At 39.8% G+C, this 17026-nt stretch carries 16 protein-coding genes and 1 pseudogene; 15 read left to right on the top strand and 2 right to left on the bottom strand.

Annotated elements, in window-relative coordinates; all coding sequences use genetic code 11:
* Positions 1 to 108 precede the first annotated feature (108 nt).
* The 7 genes and pseudogenes from G574_RS0101555 (at position 109) to G574_RS0101595 (ending at position 6992) form a co-directional block, all read left to right on the top strand.
* Positions 109 to 1437 (top strand): uracil-xanthine permease family protein, encoded by a 1329-nt coding sequence (locus tag G574_RS0101555; RefSeq protein ID WP_029690656.1) that lies wholly within the window; start codon positions 109 to 111, stop codon positions 1435 to 1437.
* Positions 1438 to 1764: 327 nt separating this feature from the next.
* Complete coding sequence (gene rpsO / locus G574_RS0101560; RefSeq protein ID WP_029690657.1) at positions 1765 to 2034, top strand: 30S ribosomal protein S15; 270 nt, start codon at positions 1765 to 1767, stop codon at positions 2032 to 2034.
* A gap of 890 nt (positions 2035 to 2924) precedes the next feature.
* The gene (locus G574_RS0101570; protein WP_029690658.1) at positions 2925 to 3755 is read left to right on the top strand and encodes an ABC transporter ATP-binding protein; all 831 of its coding nucleotides are present in this window, start codon (positions 2925 to 2927) and stop codon (positions 3753 to 3755) included.
* Positions 3748 to 4443: an ABC-2 transporter permease gene (locus tag G574_RS0101575; protein ID WP_029690659.1), complete on the top strand. Its 696-nt coding sequence runs from the start codon at positions 3748 to 3750 to the stop codon at positions 4441 to 4443. Before G574_RS0101570 ends, G574_RS0101575 begins: the two co-directional genes overlap by 8 nt.
* A 67-nt stretch (positions 4444 to 4510) precedes the next feature.
* The gene (locus tag G574_RS0101580) at positions 4511 to 5401 is read left to right on the top strand and encodes a helix-turn-helix domain-containing protein (protein ID WP_029690660.1); all 891 of its coding nucleotides are present in this window, start codon (positions 4511 to 4513) and stop codon (positions 5399 to 5401) included.
* A gap of 196 nt (positions 5402 to 5597) precedes the next feature.
* Positions 5598 to 6253 (top strand): annotated as a pseudogene (locus G574_RS10680) (ABC transporter ATP-binding protein).
* Entirely contained in the window at positions 6231 to 6992 is a 762-nt protein-coding gene (locus tag G574_RS0101595) for an ABC transporter permease (RefSeq protein ID WP_029690661.1), read from the top strand. The pseudogene G574_RS10680 and the gene G574_RS0101595 overlap by 23 nt, the downstream one beginning before the upstream one ends.
* Before the next feature lie 307 nt (positions 6993 to 7299).
* Here the strand turns inward: G574_RS0101595 and G574_RS0101600 are convergent, their stop codons facing one another.
* Positions 7300 to 8667 carry a sensor histidine kinase gene (locus G574_RS0101600; RefSeq protein ID WP_029690663.1) on the bottom strand — a complete coding sequence of 456 codons (1368 nt, stop codon included), beginning with the start codon at positions 8665 to 8667 and terminating at the stop codon, positions 7300 to 7302.
* A 1-nt stretch (position 8668) separates the two neighbouring features.
* On the bottom strand, positions 8669 to 9319 hold the full coding sequence (locus G574_RS0101605) for a response regulator transcription factor (protein WP_017770616.1): 651 nt from the start codon (positions 9317 to 9319) through the stop codon (positions 8669 to 8671).
* A 218-nt stretch (positions 9320 to 9537) separates the two neighbouring features.
* Between G574_RS0101605 and G574_RS0101610 the strand changes: the two genes are divergently transcribed.
* The 8 genes from G574_RS0101610 (at position 9538) to G574_RS0101640 (ending at position 16935) form a co-directional block, all read left to right on the top strand.
* Positions 9538 to 10239, top strand: a complete 702-nt coding sequence (locus tag G574_RS0101610) for a CPBP family glutamic-type intramembrane protease (RefSeq protein ID WP_017770617.1) — start codon at positions 9538 to 9540, stop codon at positions 10237 to 10239.
* 311 nt (positions 10240 to 10550) lie between these two features.
* Positions 10551 to 10679 (top strand): hypothetical protein, encoded by a 129-nt coding sequence (locus tag G574_RS11875; RefSeq protein WP_281167044.1) that lies wholly within the window; start codon positions 10551 to 10553, stop codon positions 10677 to 10679.
* Between the two features lie 3 nt (positions 10680 to 10682).
* Complete coding sequence (locus tag G574_RS11745; RefSeq protein ID WP_084677561.1) at positions 10683 to 11099, top strand: PrsW family glutamic-type intramembrane protease; 417 nt, start codon at positions 10683 to 10685, stop codon at positions 11097 to 11099.
* 406 nt (positions 11100 to 11505) lie between these two features.
* The gene (pnp, locus tag G574_RS0101620) at positions 11506 to 13653 is read left to right on the top strand and encodes a polyribonucleotide nucleotidyltransferase (RefSeq protein WP_029690664.1); all 2148 of its coding nucleotides are present in this window, start codon (positions 11506 to 11508) and stop codon (positions 13651 to 13653) included.
* A gap of 2 nt (positions 13654 to 13655) precedes the next feature.
* Positions 13656 to 14402, top strand: coding sequence for an SseB family protein (locus tag G574_RS0101625; protein WP_029690665.1), 747 nt, complete (start codon positions 13656 to 13658; stop codon positions 14400 to 14402).
* 46 nt (positions 14403 to 14448) lie between these two features.
* Positions 14449 to 15036: a serine O-acetyltransferase gene (gene cysE, locus G574_RS10690; protein WP_017770622.1), complete on the top strand. Its 588-nt coding sequence runs from the start codon at positions 14449 to 14451 to the stop codon at positions 15034 to 15036.
* Between the two features lie 149 nt (positions 15037 to 15185).
* Positions 15186 to 16538, top strand: coding sequence for a cysteine--tRNA ligase (cysS, locus tag G574_RS0101635; RefSeq protein WP_029690666.1), 1353 nt, complete (start codon positions 15186 to 15188; stop codon positions 16536 to 16538).
* Complete coding sequence (locus G574_RS0101640; RefSeq protein WP_029690667.1) at positions 16531 to 16935, top strand: Mini-ribonuclease 3; 405 nt, start codon at positions 16531 to 16533, stop codon at positions 16933 to 16935. The genes cysS and G574_RS0101640 overlap by 8 nt, the downstream gene beginning before the upstream one ends.
* Positions 16936 to 17026 lie beyond the last annotated feature (91 nt).

Raw genomic sequence — 17026 nt, forward strand, 5'->3', positions numbered from 1 at the left:
AGTATCGAGGACCTATGACTATCAAAAAATAGCTGGGTCCTTTTGTGTAAACAAAAGGTTCTATTCCATTGGAATAGAATTTTCTTTTACCCAGAGGAAAGAGGAATTATGCAACAACATCATTCAACTGCTGATGAGCATGCGGTTATTGATATTCAAGTGTCTAAGGTTGATCTGCTTTTAGATGTGGATCAAAAACCTGAATTGGGACAAGGTATTCTCTTAAGTTTTCAACACGTTTTTGCCATGTTTGGGGCAACTATCCTGGTTCCTTTAATTCTTGGCATGCCCGTCTCAGTCGCTCTGTTTGCTTCAGGACTAGGCACCTTAATTTATCAAGTTGCTACAAAATTTAAAGTACCAGTCTATCTAGGTTCTTCCTTTGCTTACATCACAGCAATGGCGACAGCTATTGAAGCACTAGGTGGTGATATCTCTGCTGCCCAAACGGGTGTCTTCTTTGTTGGTTTGATTTATGTTGTGATCGCTGGCTTAGTAAGTGTGGTTGGAACAACTTGGATTGATAAGTTACTTCCGCCGATTGTTATTGGTCCAATGATTATTGTTATTGGTTTAGGTTTAGCAGGTTCGGCAGTTACCAATGCGGGATTTGTCGCTGATGCGGATTGGCGTAATATTTTGGTAGCTCTCGTGACATTCTTGATTGCAGCCTTTATCAATACTAGCGGACGTGGTTTTATCAAGATTATTCCGTTCCTATTTGCCATTGTTGGTGGTTATATCTTAGCCGCTTTACTGGGCTTGGTGGACTTTAAACCCGTAGCTGAGGCAGCTTGGTTCGAACTTCCACATTTCTACTTGCCTTTCAAAACAGGTTTATTTGATTCTTATCAATTTAACTTTGGTCCTGAGATGTTAGCTATTCTCCCTATCGCTGTAGTGACGATTGCAGAACATATTGGAGATCATACAGTTCTTGGACAGATCACTGGTCGCAATTATCTTAAAAATCCAGGACTTAAACGGACGTTGATTGGTGACGGTGTGGCAACAGCGGTGTCTGCTTTTATCGGTGGTCCCGCTAATACGACTTACGGGGAAAATACAGGGGTAATCGGCATGACGCGTGTTGCTTCTGTTTCTGTTATTCGCAATGCCGCATTAATCGCTATTATCTTTTCTTTCTTTGGAAAATTCACTGCCGTGATTTCGACTATTCCCAATGCGGTTTTGGGTGGTATGTCAATTTTATTGTATGGGGTTATTGCAAGTAATGGTCTCAAAGTTCTGATCGAACGTCGTGTTGATTTTAGCCAGGTTCGTAACCTCATCATTGCAAGTGCCATGTTAGTTCTAGGTCTTGGTGGTGGTGTCTTAGATTTAGGGGCACTGACCTTGTCTGGAACAGCTCTTAGTGCTATTGTTGGTGTCGTTCTCAATCTTGTTTTACCAGCCTCTTCAAAATCAGGTGAATAATCACCTGAGACGGGTCCTTCAACTGGTAATCCATATGATTAGTAATAGGATCTTGTCCTGTATTGCACAGGGGGAGATCCTTTTGTTTTGCTGTTTTAGACTGAACAGACTAGGACGTAATTAAAGGTCATTGACATTTATTGCTTTTAGATACCTCCCTTTTGAGGGGGATTAAACTGTGAGGTTGGCGAGATCTTAAAGAAAAGATTTGACCAAAATCGGAGAATTTGCTAGAATAATAGGGTCTAAAGAAGACAAACCAACTTTTTCTTGGTTTTAGGAGAGCCAATCCTAAAACTCGGATTAAGCAAAAAAAGGAGACACATTATGGCAATCTCAAAAGAGAAAAAAAATGAAATCATTTCACAATACGCTCGTCATGAAGGCGACACTGGTTCAGTTGAAGTACAAGTAGCCGTACTTACTTGGGAAATCAACCACCTCAACGACCACATCAAACAACACAAAAAAGACCACGCGACATACCGTGGGTTGATGAAAAAAATTGGTCACCGTCGTAACTTGTTGGCTTACCTACGCCGCACAGACGTTAACCGTTACCGTGAGCTTATCCAATCTCTTGGACTTCGTCGTTAATTCGGATACAAAAGCCGTAGAAAAGCGACTGAAAAATAGAAAACTGCCCGAAATGTTTATTTCGAGGCAGTTTGTCTTTTTTTGAGCTTTTAGGCTGTGTTCAACGAATCAGTCAGGACGTTTAACTATTCGTATAAAGATAAAAAACTGGTGCTGTATGTTTGTACACTAGGATTTTAGCCTGAGTTCAGTTAAGTATCTAATCTATGGGTGTTTTTCTTTTGTTTTAAATATATTTTTAAGAGCCGTATAGCGACACACAGCGAAATAGGAAAGTGAACGACGACGCTAGCCGTCTAGAGAATTTTATCTTTTCGCCAAGTGTCGTAGGCAAGTTCAATGAAACTCTTCCGTTTAGGAGAGTTTTTATGTTGTCTAAAGGTGTGTTAGACGTCGTTAGCTGCGGAGAGGTAATCTCAACATTGCCCTCTCCTTGCTACCTAGTCTAAGTCCCCTTTATTACCTAAAATCAGAACGCTTTATGGTTTGCGTAGGGAGTTTTTTGTGCTTGTACACAAAGACATCTGTCTTTATTACTAGAATTGTGGCCCATATTCAGATAAACTCCCTAAATTAGGGTATTTTTTTAATATTAGATTTTTAAGTAAACATGAAAAAAGAGAATCCATATAAGGAATTCTCTTTTCTACATTATCGATGTGTATAATAGTAGGCTGCAGCAGCTGCTAGTCCTACTTTAACACCTGTATAGATGAGTACACCAGTTAGCATCGTTTTTACCTCCATTTTTTACTCAATTCTAAACTGCAGTTTTAACGAATTTGTAAGAATAATATAGTTTAAAAATGAATTTTGTAATAGGTCAAACATGTCCTGTTTTCTATGAGGTATTATTTTATAATGATAAGACATGCAAAAAGGAGAAGAAGATGTCTAAACAAATTGAAGTTAAACAGTTATCAAAGTCATTTAAAGGTTCATCTGCGCTGAATAATATTTCTTTTAGCCTTGATAAAGGTCAAATATTTGGATTCTTAGGTCCTTCGGGAGCTGGTAAGACAACAACAATTAATATTTTAACTGGTCAGCTTCGTGCGGATAGTGGAGGAGCAACTATCTTCGGAAAAGATGTGTCATCATTAACTAAGCATGACTTCAAAAGAATAGGTATCATGAGTGATGTTGTTGGTTTTTACGATAAAATGTCAGTGGAAGATAATCTTCTTTTCTTCGCTAAATTCCATAGAGTCCCTATAGAAGTGGTGTATGATTTTTTAGATAAGCTAGATTTGTATAAAGATAGAAAGAAAAAAGCTGAGACCTTATCCGTTGGAATGAAACAAAGATTATTGCTCATTAGAGCAATTTTACACCAACCAGATATTGTTTTTCTAGACGAGCCAACATCAGGGATGGATCCAACTCTCGCACAAAAAGTCCATGACATCCTTATTGATTTAAAAAGGAAGGGAACGACGATTTTTTTGACGACGCATAATATGTTAGAAGCTAGCAAAATATGTGATCATATTACTATTTTGCATAAAGGACAAATTGTCGAAAATGGAAGTCCGTCTGATATCATTGCTCGACATAGTAAACAAGATGCTATTGAATTAACATATGCTAGTGGCAAAAAAATAATTGTAGCTAAATCGAACTTAAAAGATTATTTGGATCATGATATTGTTAGTATGCATACCTATGAAACAAGCTTAGAAACTATATTTATCAAATTGACGGAGGAAAATCATGGCTAATTTTTCATCTTTGTTGTGGTTGAGATGGCGCTACCTATTAAGTAATAAAGTCATTCTAATCATCTGTGGTCTTATTCCAATAGTAGATTCCTATCTTTTGAATATTATTCCTGATATGAGAGGGAGTGTTTCTTTGCTTTCGATGTCAATTAATATGATTTATGCGCTAACAGCAGGTATTTTTTCATCGATGATTATTAGCGAGGAAAAAGAGAAAAGGAATTTGAAGACCTTATTGCTGTCTGGAGTTGGTGAGGCAGAGTATCTGCTTTCGATATTTGCCTTTCCTATTGTTTTTTCTACCATTTCTGTGCTTGTTGTCCCAATGATAGGTGGTGTTGAGATTGTTTCTTGGGGGACATATGTTTTCGTTATTTTAATGACAACAATGGTTTTTATCGCATTAAATAGTACGATTGCCTTATTATCTAAAACGCAATTGCAAGCCAGTGCATACAGTTTAATGATTTTCTTTTTTGTAACCTTTCTCCCAATTTTATCAGCTGAACTTAAAGGTTTTAATACAGTTTTGGATTATTCCTTTATCGGTTTAAGTCAGGCCTTTTTGATCCAAGGGAAAACATTTGAGTTATTTTCTCAGCAGTTTTATGCCCTAATGGTATGGGCAATCTTACTTGCTGTTGCTCTCATTTATTCTTACAAGAGGAATTTAAAAATACGTCAATAATACAGAAATATTAATATTTCTGTATTTTTTGTTATAATAACATCATTATTATGTATGGAGAGTAATGATGTCTGAGGAATTGAAAGCTGAGATAGGACAGCGGGTTAGGGCTGCAAGAAAGCGTAAGGGGTATACGAAGGAAGCTCTCTGCGATGATGAATCACATTTGAGCGTCCGACAATTAACTCGGATTGAAACAGGGAAGAGTTTGCTGTCAATAGATAAAGGTCTTTTTATTGCGTCAAGACTAGGCGTTTCCATTCAGGAGTTTATTGAACCTGATAAAATGGCGCTTCCTCAGTCATACATGTCTCTTAAACGTCGCATTATTCAGTTCAAAAGTTATGAAGATCCCGAAAGACTAAAACAATTGGGTGAATTGATAAATGAACTACAATCGTACTATGATTTAGTTCCTGAAGAAGAACAGATGGCTATTGAGGTGTTACAAGCTGATTTGGATGTTTTTGTTACCCATAAAACAGCTTTTGCAGAGTCACTGATTGAAGAATATTTTGAACAAGTTTTATTGAAAAAGGCTTACAGCTGGAATGACTATCTTCTTATTTCTCTATACCTCTTTTTATGTGCAGTAGGTATTGAAGATAGTCGTTATTTTGATTACTTTATTCCGTCTATTTTTTCAGTAGGAGACTTATCTGATCCAGATATTGCTTATCAAATGGAAGAAGTTGTTTTGGCAGTTTTAGCACAAGAAAATGTTGCCTACTATCCAGACTGTATTGATACTCTAAATCGTGTGATTAAAGTGACTAAACATTATCAAAATAAACCGATTTTAGAGATGTTTAAAGCTAAATTGGCTTTATTTCAAGGAGATATCGAGCAGATGGAGAGCAATTATCGAACAGCTTTTTTTATTGCGGAGTCTTTAGATGAGCCGATATTGCTTGAGCGTTTAAAAATGGAATACGACAAAGACAAAAGGTTAGTCTAGGACATTATTGTCCTGTTTTTATAGTTTGCCATTGTGATATATTTTCCAAGAAAGGAGATGTATCATGAATTTTGGATCAATTTTATGGTTTTTTATTTGATATTCCTAGTGGAATATCTTTTTTTGTTTATAAGTATGTTGTTAAGGTTGAAATTGTTTTCTTATTTTTTTACTGAGAGAGATATATAATAACGTCATGTCTATTTTTAATCTGAATCAAGTGTCTTACCAAGTATCGGATAAGGCCATTTTAAAAGATATTTCTTTATCTATCGAAGCAGGAGAACGCGTGACTTTAGTGGGACCTTCTGGGAGTGGTAAGAGTAGTTTGTTAAAGATCTTATCAAGTCTAATTACTCCAACTTCTGGTGATATTTTTTTTGAAGGACAATCTTTACAAACTCTGAATCCGGTTGATTATCGTCGACAGGTTTCTTATTGTTTTCAACAGCCTGTTTTATTTGGGAAGACTGTTGGTGACAACATGAGATTTCCTTTTGATATTCGGCAGCTTCCTTTTGATGAAAAAAGGTCATTCTAAACCTAGAGCGGTTTAACCTATCAAAAGCATATCTTAATCAAGAGATTAAGGATTTATCAGGTGGTGAGAAGCAGCGTGTTGCCCTAGTACGTAACCTGCTTTTTGACCTTAAAGTTTTATTACTAGATGAGGTGACAGCTGGTTTGGATGGTGATACTAAGGGTTTGGTTAACACTGTTATTGCTGATTACCATGTAGCAGGTAACACTATTATCGAAGTAACTCATGATAATGAGGAAATTCAGGCAGCCGCTCATATCATTACTATCGAGAAAGGGGTGTTGGTTGATGACAAATGTAGCAGTCAGTAACTTGTCTTTAGTATTGGCTTTTGGTTTGGTATTATTGGCGATTGGCATCAGTGCTAAAGAAAAATTAGATTTGAGTAAAGACATTGCCATTGCTGTGGTGCGCACAGTTGTTCAGCTTGTTCTTGTTGGTTTTGTCTTGAAATATATTTTTCAAGTTGATAATATTCTTTTAACGTTTACCATGGTTATGGTGATTATTTTCAATGCTAGTCGTCAGGCTCACTCACGTAATCCCAATAAGACGAAATACTTATGGCAATCTTGGCTGGCAATTTTACTATCGACAGTTATCACGTTGGGAATTCTCATTGGTTCAGGTGCTATTAAGCTAGTGCCGTCCCAGATTGTCCCAATTTCAGGGATGATTGCTAGCAACTCTATGGTTGCTATTGGACTTAGCTATCGTGCTATGCACAGCCTTTTTACCGATCAGCGTCAGCAAGTTTTGGAAAAACTAGCGCTTGGAGCACCAGTCAAAATGGCCTCTTTGTCGATTCTGCGTCAGTCGATAAAGACTGGGGTACAGCCAACTATTGACTCTGCGAGAACAGTTGGTCTGGTTAGCTTACCAGGGATGATGTCTGGCCTGATTTTTGCAGGAGTAGACCCGGTTTATGCTATTAAATATCAAATTATGGTCATGTTTATGCTTCTAGCAGCCACAAGCCTGGGCTCTGTGATAGCATCTTATTTTGCTTATAAAACCTATTTTAACGAGCGTATGCAACTCGATTTTTAATAAATCCGTTTGTTTGAAAAAGACTAATTAAGACATAGTTGTGAGCGTAATGTATTTCCTCAAAATGTCTACAGGTCTCAAAATAAAAAGTCCTATAATTCTAGGTTACTTGAGGATTACCTGGAATTATAGGACTTACAACTGAGGTATCAAACTTTAACGACGTCTTTGATGAACATGCTGACTGATTTTATGTCATAGAGTTGATTAAAGCTTATTCCTGTTTAACAAGAAAGGCAACTATCTCTATTTCTTGGCTAGTTGGAAAATTTTTGGGGGAAACTTGATACTGATATTGTCATATCTATTATTCTCTCTGATTGAAATCAATCAAAAACTGCATGGTGTTAGTGTTCAAGGGTTGAAAAGCATAATTAAACCCATGTTTTTCAAGAATTTGCTGGACAAGGAATAGCCCGATGCCTGTTCCGCCCTCATCCTTGTTTCGACTATAATCTGGACGATAGAAGGGGCGGAAGATTTGTGCTAGTTCTTCTTGACTTAGGAGTTGTTCTACCTGATTTTCAATGATGAGCTGTTGGTTTTTGAGAGAAAGATGGATACTCCCTTGAGAGCTACTGTATCGAAAAGCATTATCTAAAATGTTTTTAATGGCTTTTAGAAGGTAGGTTTTGTTACCTTTAATGGTAGTTGGTTCTAATGAAAAGGTGAAGCTATAATTTTTGACAGTTGCCCAACCTTGATAGCTGGTCAATGATTGTTCAATAAGATTATCTAGTTGGATTAATTCCTTGCTATCAGTGAGTCCCATGTCTAGATTAGTTGCGTCTAGAATGGAATGAACAAGATCAGCCTGCTCTGTCAAAATGTCACGACACTGCTTCAGGTATCTTTCATGATCTTTGAAAGGACCGACATTATATAGCATACCTTCGATGAGCCCGAGCATGCTGGCAATAGGGGTCTTGAGTTCATGCGATGTCATCCGAAGGAAGTCGGATTGCTCTTTTTCTCGGACGATGGCGCGTTCATTCTCTAAGCGCAAGGAGCCGATGCTTGATTGTAACTTCTCGTAAAGACTGTTGATGTCTTGGGCTAGGACAGCCACTTCATCGCGTCCGATAATCGGACAGGCGATACCTGGTTCTAGACTCTGCATTTGTCGGGTCGTTTCCGAAATTAAGCTTAGTCGTTTTGTAGAGACGCGACTATAGATAAAGGCTACTGTTATCGCTAAAAGGAAGATAAATAAAATAATGAAGGGATAAAAAGTGACTAAGGTCTGACTAACATTTGATAAACTGTAGAAGCCGTATTCTGCGAAGAGATAGTATTTTTGGCCTTCTTTTGACGTAATCAACTCTGTCCAAGACCCGATCTCGTCAAAATTTCCTTTTGCTAGGTACTCTGTTTCTTGTGCGATTCTGACCTCTTCATTCTCAGGAGTAGGATAAATAGTAACCTGATCTGGGCGAACAAGGGTCAACAAGATATTTGGTGTTTGTTTATCAAGTCTTGTGATTTCTTGAATGAGCTTGGCTTCGGGTAGCCCATCTAATTGCATTCTAACCTCTAAGAAGTCATCTTTCAAATGTTGTTTTTTAGCCTGATTGTAATAAATAGGGGCTGCATAATAGAGTAATGCTAATATTAGTGCAGAAGTGGCGATGATTATCGTCGTCACGGTTACGAAGTTTTTTCTGACAATCCCCATCTTATGTCTCCTCGATTTGATAGCCCCTGCCGATAATTGTCTTTAAGGGTAGTGAAGGTAGTTTCTTTCGTAAGTTTTTGATGTGGTTATCTAGAACACGACTATCTAACTCGGTGTAGCCCCAGATAGCCATCATAAGTTGATCTCTGGCAACAATCTTTCCACAGTGCTTAGCCAAATAGAGAAGCACATCGTATTCTTTCTTGGTGAGCTGAATAGGCTCTCCTTTTAACTGAACAGTTCCGGTGGAAGGTTCAATCACAATATCGCCTAACTTAAGACTGTCAGGGTCTTTTTTTTGACGTAAGATATTTTCGATTCGTTTAATTAGAATGAGGGGGGAGAAGGGTTTGACGACATAGTCACTAATCGTTTGATTGAAGCTGACTAGCTGCGTATAGTCATCACCCATAGCCGTTAACATTAACACAGGGACTTGTGATGTCTTTCGAATTTCCGCTAGAACTTCTAGCCCTGTCATGCTTGGAATCATAATATCTAAGATAATTAAATCAAAATGTTTATGACAAAACGTATCATAGGCTACTTTACCATCGTAAACAGGAAGGACATTGTAACCTTGTTCTTTAAGAAATTCACAAACTACTTGACTAATGGTTTTATCGTCTTCGACCACCATTATATTAACCATAGTATACCTCCAACTGTTGTTTTAGTCGTGTATCCTCTACAATTTCTTAGTATAGGCTACTTTTTTATTCTGCGCAAGGTTCCTCTTTCTACAGAAAGGTTGATTTAGAGAGTTTTTTGGCATTTGTGGCAAAAAAATAGATAAAAAGTAGATGGACTTGAGAGGTTGGGTAGGTGGGTCTGGTACAATAGGATGTAAATGATGAAAGGGTCTTGCATATGGTAATTTCCAAAAAACTCACAATACTCAGATGGTTCGACGTAGCTGTTCTAACTCTTATTTTATTTGGTGAAGGAATCGTTAATTCAACCTTGCAATTTCTTGCTTTACAACAACATACGACCACTGTTCAAGAGAATCTCACCTTCTCTCGTCTGGATAACTATAAGGCCTTAGCTATTCAGTTAATTTGGTTGATCTTGGCAATATTATATTTGCTGTTTCGCAATTTTGATTTTTCTATTTGGAAAAAGCGCATTTTCTTTACCAAATGGGTACCACTACAAGTCGTTGGCTTATTTCTTGTGACGGCTTTGTGTATGGATGCTTTTCACTTGATAAGCTATCAGTTTGTGCAACCTCTTGCTCCCTCCATGTTCCAATGGGTACCAGGTGTTGATATTTCACTGATTTTATACGCCTTACTGAATGGGTTTTACGAAGAAATCTTCTTTCTCGGTGTGTGTTTGACGGTTAATCCAAACTACACCAAGTGGGTATTTCTTTACTCTCTGATTATTCGCTGCAGTTTCCATACCTATCAAGGATTGGCGGCTGGAGTTGGACTCGGTTTAATTGTTGGGACCCTGTTTTATTACTTCTATCGGAAACTGAAACCTGAAAACATGTTGCCGTTTTTCTTGGCGCATGCCATAGCAGATGTGATCGGGTTAACGGTTTTATCTTATGTTCTTTATTAATATTAATGATTAAGAAAGGTTTTATCATGACAACACTATTTAACAAGTACAAGTCTTATCTTCTTATTATCTTTGCTGCCTGGGGCTTTTTCGCAGGCTGTGGCACCTTCTTTGAAAATTTTGGAAAGCCCCACGGACTAGAAGAAAAGTACCCCTTTTCTTCCTTACGATTTTATTAATAGCGCTTGACGCGCTACCCTCATGGTTTTTGGTCGTTATCTTGCCAAACGCTTTAATGTGTCTAGAGATGTTATCAATTTGAGCTGGCTTATGGGGTGACCGCTTCCTTTTATTTCTCTAGTCTAGGTCATATGTTTGTTGCTATTTTTGGGCTCAACATTATCAAGCCCTCAGAGGCATTTATAGCGGATTGGGGTGCCGCTGTCTCTGCCCCTTTTGCTGAGGAGTTTAGTAGTGCTGTTAGTGTTACTAATCCTTAAAAAATGGACTTAAAAAATGCTTTGGTGAGCGGTTTGTTCGTTGGTTTGAGTTTCCAAATCGTTGAAGACTGTATTTTTACTTTCCAAGAAATGTTTGTGGCCAAAGGCGATGGTTTTTCAACCCTTATTGAGCGTATAGTTCATGCAGGAGGTACCCACTGGACTTTCAGCCTTGTCTTTGCTATTGGTATGGTGGCTCTTCTAGCTAAAAATACTGGTCTATCTAAGCGCCAAGGTGCCTTCTGGCTATTTCTGGATATCTTAGCTCATTTTATGGTTAACTCTCCTTTTAACGAGGGGATTACTTTAAAAAGTGCTAATGTTACCATTGCTATACTCTGCTTTAACTTCTGCCTTGCGCTTGCTGCCATTAAAACGGTGGATGGAATTGCAGCAAGTAAACCATCAAAGGTTGGTTAAGCACAAGCTTTTAGATAACAGTCATTTGCTTCTTATTTAGGAGTTGAGTGTTTCTTGTAACAATCTTGTTTTAGACATGATTTTATCCTCTTGGTAGAATGAGGTATCCGTCAGAAATAAATGACTTGTGGTGATTTTCGCTAATGTTTGAGAGCTGTGATTGTCTTAGCATTTTCTAAAAGAAGATCTGATGGAAATAGCTAGGCGACGTTCTTCTTTAGACCTTGTCATAAGGTGAAGCGACACGATTTTAAAACACGGGATGACCGTGTTTTTTTTGCTTGAATTATGATAAAATGATACAGATACTATGGTTTTATACAAAAATGAGTTTATTTCCATTGGAATTGGATTGATTTTTGTAAAAAACAGAGTATCACTACTATAGATCTAAAGAGGTAAACAAATGAGTAAACAGGTTTTTGAAACGACTTTTGCTGGCAAACCCTTAGTAGTTGAGATTGGTCAAGTGGCTAAGCAAGCCAATGGTGTTACAGTTGTCCGTTATGGTGATTCAACGGTCTTGACGGCAGCAGTCATGTCCAAAAAAATGGCTTCAGGAGATTTTTTCCCTCTTCAAGTGAATTACGAAGAAAAAATGTACGCTGCTGGGAAATTTCCAGGCGGATTTAACAAACGTGAAGGCCGTCCATCAACAGATGCTACCCTAACGGCGCGTCTCATTGACCGCCCTATCCGCCCCATGTTTGCAGAGGGCTTTCGTAACGAAGTTCAGGTGATTAATACTGTCCTTTCTTATGATGAAGATGCGAGCGCACCCATGGCTGCTATGTTTGGGTCATCCTTAGCGCTTGCTATTTCAGATATTCCTTTTAAACGCCCCATTGCTGGTGTACAAGTGGCTTACATCGATGGCGACTTTATCATTAATCCTGACAAGGCCCAAAAAGAAACCTCTGATCTTGAGCTGACCGTTGCAGGAACCAAAGAAGCTATTAACATGGTAGAGTCTGGTGCTAAGGAATTGTCAGAAGATATCATGTTGGAGGCTCTTTTGAAAGGTCACGAGGCTATTCAAGATTTGATTGCCTTCCAAGAAGAGATTGTAGCTGCGGTCGGTAAAGAAAAGGCTGACGTGGAGTTGCTACAAGTTGATCCTGAGATTTTTACAGAAATCAATGATAAGTATTATGATGAATTGGCGCGTGCCGTTCAGGTTGAGGAAAAATTAGCGCGCCAAGATGCGACGCATGCGGTTCGTGAAAAAGTTTTTGACGAGTACACAGCCCGCTATGCTGAAGATCCTGAATTTGACCGTATTTACCGTGATGTCGCTGAGACTCTAGAACAGATGGAGCACGCAGAAGTGCGTCGTTTGATTACAGAAGATAAGGTGCGTCCTGATGGCCGTCGTGTTGATGAAATTCGCCCTTTGGATGCCGAAGTTGATTTCTTACCAAAAGTGCACGGTTCAGGTCTCTTTACACGTGGGCAAACGCAGGCGCTATCTGTCCTAACTCTTGCCCCAATGGGGGAAACGCAAATCGTTGATGGTTTGGAGCCAGAATACAAAAAACGTTTCTTACACCACTATAATTTCCCACAATACTCTGTTGGGGAAACAGGGCGCTATGGCGCAGCTGGACGTCGTGAAATTGGTCACGGTGCTCTTGGTGAACGTGCCTTGGAGCAAGTGCTTCCAAGCTTAGAAGAATTTCCTTACGCTATCCGTTTGGTAGCGGAAGTTTTGGAATCTAACGGTTCCTCTTCTCAAGCTTCGATCACAGCTGGGACATTAGCACTTATGGCAGGTGGTGTTCCTATTAAGGCACCTGTTGCGGGAATTGCTATGGGACTGATTTCTGACGGCACTAACTATACCGTATTGACGGATATTCAAGGACTTGAAGATCACTTTGGTGATATGGACTTTAAAGTTGCCGGGACCCGCGATGGGATTACAGCCCTTCAGATGGATATTAAGATTGAAGGCATTACCCCACAAATTCTTGAAGAAGCCTTGGCACAAGCGAAAAAAGCTCGTTTTGAAATCCTTGATGTGATCGAAGGAGCTATCGCAGCACCTCGTCCATACTTGGCACCAACAGCACCTAAGATTGATACTATCAAGATTGATGTTGACAAGATTAAGATTGTCATCGGTAAGGGTGGCGAGACCATTGACAAGATCATTGCTGAGACAGGCGTTAAGATCGACATTGATGAAGAAGGAAATGTGTCTATTTACTCATCTGATCAAGCTGCTATTGATAAAGCTAAAGACATCATTGCAAGTTTAGTGCGTGAAGCCAAAGTTGGTGAGATTTATCATGCTAAGGTTGTTCGCATCGAAAAATTTGGCGCTTTTGTTAATCTCTTTGATAAGACAGACGCACTTGTTCACATTTCTGAAATTGCTTGGACACGCACTAATCGTGTAGAGGATGTTCTCGAAGTGGGTGAAGAGGTTGATGTTAAGGTGATTAAAGTGGACGACAAAGGGCGAGTGGACGCTTCTATGAAAGCACTTGTGCCCCGTCCAAAACCAGTTGAAAAACCTGAAGAAAAGTCTTCAGATAAAAAGGAAAACTAGTTATGGAAAGATTTAATATTGAGTTGGGCCTAGCCCTTCGTCAATTTATAGCAGAGCCGGATAATTTCTTACGGAGTATTGCTCTGGTCAATAGTATGCACACGTATCCGGTCTTAGCCAGCTCGGAGCCTTATGCTATTGCCATTGATGGGCAGAAATTAACCCCCGTCTTTACCAGTACAGAAGATCTCGAAACCTTTTGTCATGAACATCCATCAGCTTCTGGTCAAGAATGGATTGAGCGCTCAGCTCTGGATGTTTTGGAAGAAGTGATTTTACATCAGTTATCAGGTTTGATTTTTAATGTCAAACGAGAAGGGGATTTTAGCAATTCCACTATTTTTAAAAGCAGTGAGATGATCCAATTTGTCAATACCTTCACGCAGCTAATTAATGACATCATGAGTGACGAGAACCAAGCGGCGGATTTACTGGAAAAAGTTTATTTGGTGCCAGTCTTCATTTATCCCAAAGAGAATGGGACGCATGAACGTCGTTTTCCGACAATGGCTAATGAATTGAACCAGAGCTTTGTCCCGGTTTTTTCTAGCTTACCTCATTTTGCAGATTGGTATAACAATGAAGAGTTCGGTTTGCCGTTTAGAGAGATGGGCGGCTCGGTCTTTGTTTGGAAATTGGAAGATATTCTTCAAAAAGACAGTCAGGAAGCTGGTGATACCTTAGGTGTTGTGGTCAATCCTTTGGCAGAGCAGCAAGCTATTGTTGAGTGGAACGGTATTGATGCCTAATGCTGTGTGGATAGATGGTTGATTAGAAAGAAAGGACGGAAAATCAGTGGGTTGGTGGCGTAAATCAATTGACATTGTAAAAGAGTTGGATCCAGCGGCCCGCAATTCCCTAGAGGTCCTTCTAACTTACCCTGGCATCAAGGCTTTGGCAGCACATCGTTTGTCGCATTATTTGTGGAAACGTGGTTTTAAATTAATTGCGCGAATGCACAGTCAATTTTGGCGTTTTTGGACTAATATCGAGATTCACCCTGGTGCAGAGATTGCTGCAGGTGTCTTTATTGACCATGGTGCTGGCCTTGTCATTGGCGAAACGGCTGTTGTCGAAGAAGGGGTTATGCTTTATCATGGTGTGACCCTAGGCGGTACAGGAAAAGATACGGATAAACGTCATCCAACTGTTCGTAAAGGTGCCTTGGTATCGGCTCATTCTCAGGTTATCGGACCTATTGAGATTGGGGAAAATGCTAAAGTCGGTGCGGGAGCAGTTGTGGTATCAGACGTTCCGGCTGATGTTACCGTGGTTGGTGTTCCAGCGAGAGTGGTTCGCGTTCACGGTAAAAAGGATGAATTGGTTAACCATGCGGTCGAAGAAGATCGTAAGAGTCATTATTACGCATCCAAAATGGAGTAAGCTAAGGATGACAGTTGGCATTCATCACACCTTTAAGTGATGCATCCTTTGTAACAGTCTTTGAGATAAACCGGTCTCTTGGGCATTGTATCAGGAATCTGGTTAATGTATCGCAGGATACCAGTCAGAAAAATAACAAGGAGAGCTAAGTGATAAAAATTTACGATACCATGACTCGGAGTCTGCGTGACTTTATTCCTTTAGAAGAAGGCAAGGTCAAGATGTATGTCTGCGGTCCAACGGTTTATAACTATATCCACATCGGAAATGCAAGGTCAACGGTGGCTTTCGATACTATCCGTCGCTATTTTGAATACCGCGGTTACGAGGTCAACTACATTTCTAACTTTACAGATGTGGATGATAAGATTATCAAGACTGCCAATGAGGCGGGAATTTCTACAAAAGAGCTTTCGGATAAATTTATTGCAGCTTTTATGGAAGATACAGCCAAGCTGGGTGTCAAACCTGCTACTAAAAATCCTCGCGTTATCAACTACATGGATGAGATCATTGCCTTTGTGGCAACACTTGTGGACAAAGGCTTTGCCTACGAGTCTCAGGGCGATGTTTACTTCCGTGTGGAAAAGTCAGAGAACTATGCTAAATTAGCTAATAAAACCCTATCCGACTTGGAAATTGGTGCCTCAGGTCGTACCGATGACGAAACGGCTCGTAAGGAAAATCCAGTTGATTTTGCCCTTTGGAAATCTGCTAAAGACGGTGAAGTTTCTTGGGATAGCCCGTGGGGAGCTGGTCGTCCAGGTTGGCATATCGAGTGCTCGGTAATGGCGACAGAGATTCTAGGGGATACGATTGATATTCATGGTGGTGGTGCTGACTTGGAGTTTCCTCACCATACTAATGAAATAGCCCAGTCAGAAGCTAAAACCGGGAAAACCTTTGCTAACTACTGGATGCATAATGGTTTTGTCAATGTGGACAATGAAAAAATGTCCAAGTCACTTGGAAACTTTGTGACTGTTCACGACATGTTGCAAACGGTGGATGGACAGGTGATTCGTTTCTTTCTAGCGACACAGCAGTACCGCAAACCTGTCAATTTCACAGAAAAAGCACTTCATGATGCTGAAGTCAATCTCAAGTACTTGAAGAATGCTTATCAACAGCCAGTCCAAGAAACTGTAGACAGTGATGATTTTGAAACCTTTAAATCACAGTTTGTTGCGGCTATGGATGATGACTTTAATACTGCCAATGGGATTACCGTGCTTTTTGATTTGGCTAAATGGATTAATTCTGGTCATTATACAGCGATAATCAAAGAAGCTTTCGCGGAAATGCTAGCTGTTTTTGGCATTATTTTTGAAGAGGGAGAGCAGGATGTCTTGGACGAAGACATTGAAGCCTTAATTGCAGAGCGACAAGAGGCGCGCGCTAATAAAGATTTTGCCCGTGCAGATGCTATTCGAGATCAGTTGGCAGAGCAGGGGATCAAGCTCTTAGATACCAAGGATGGTGTGAGGTGGACGCGTGACTGATACCAAGGTCGATGTTAATTTAATCAATGGGATTGCCCTTGCTTTTGAAGGGGACGCGGTTTATTCCTATTACATTCGCCGCCACTTGATATTTACAGGGCAGACCAAGCCCAATCAGCTGCACCGCCTAGCGACTCGCTACGTGTCTGCTAAGGCACAGGCAAGTCTTATCACAGCTATGCTAGAAGCGCAGCTTTTGACCGAAAAAGAAGAAGAAATCTACCGACGTGGTCGCAATACCAACAGTCACACCAAGGCTAAAAATGCAGACGTTGTGACTTATCGGATGTCCACTGGCTTTGAAGCGGTTATAGGCTATTTGGACATGACGGGTCAAACAGAGCGTTTGGAAGAGTTGGTCGCCTGGTGTATTGATAGGGTCGATCAGCAAAAATAAACTAAGGGAAAGTGGGGCAAATCGGCTTCGAGTAAGGTTCGATTTTTGTCCTGCTTTCTTTTGTTTTTGCAAAATGTAATGTGTCTTATCT

The sequence above is a fragment of the Streptococcus hyovaginalis DSM 12219 genome (assembly GCF_000420785.1).
Classification (GTDB): Bacteria; Bacillota; Bacilli; order Lactobacillales; family Streptococcaceae; genus Streptococcus; species Streptococcus hyovaginalis.

Coding starts and splice junctions, on each gene's coding strand:
- G574_RS0101610 (WP_017770617.1), top strand. CDS start 9,538: ATGGTAATTTCCAAAAAACTCACAATACTCAGATGGTTCGACGTAGCT.
- G574_RS11875 (WP_281167044.1), top strand. CDS start 10,551: ATGTTTGTTGCTATTTTTGGGCTCAACATTATCAAGCCCTCAGAGGCA.
- G574_RS0101600 (WP_029690663.1), bottom strand. CDS start 8,667: ATGGGGATTGTCAGAAAAAACTTCGTAACCGTGACGACGATAATCATC.
- rpsO (WP_029690657.1), top strand. CDS start 1,765: ATGGCAATCTCAAAAGAGAAAAAAAATGAAATCATTTCACAATACGCT.
- G574_RS0101605 (WP_017770616.1), bottom strand. CDS start 9,319: ATGGTTAATATAATGGTGGTCGAAGACGATAAAACCATTAGTCAAGTA.
- G574_RS0101555 (WP_029690656.1), top strand. CDS start 109: ATGCAACAACATCATTCAACTGCTGATGAGCATGCGGTTATTGATATT.
- G574_RS0101575 (WP_029690659.1), top strand. CDS start 3,748: ATGGCTAATTTTTCATCTTTGTTGTGGTTGAGATGGCGCTACCTATTA.
- G574_RS0101580 (WP_029690660.1), top strand. CDS start 4,511: ATGTCTGAGGAATTGAAAGCTGAGATAGGACAGCGGGTTAGGGCTGCA.
- G574_RS0101595 (WP_029690661.1), top strand. CDS start 6,231: ATGACAAATGTAGCAGTCAGTAACTTGTCTTTAGTATTGGCTTTTGGT.
- pnp (WP_029690664.1), top strand. CDS start 11,506: ATGAGTAAACAGGTTTTTGAAACGACTTTTGCTGGCAAACCCTTAGTA.
- G574_RS0101570 (WP_029690658.1), top strand. CDS start 2,925: ATGTCTAAACAAATTGAAGTTAAACAGTTATCAAAGTCATTTAAAGGT.
- G574_RS0101625 (WP_029690665.1), top strand. CDS start 13,656: ATGGAAAGATTTAATATTGAGTTGGGCCTAGCCCTTCGTCAATTTATA.
- G574_RS11745 (WP_084677561.1), top strand. CDS start 10,683: ATGGACTTAAAAAATGCTTTGGTGAGCGGTTTGTTCGTTGGTTTGAGT.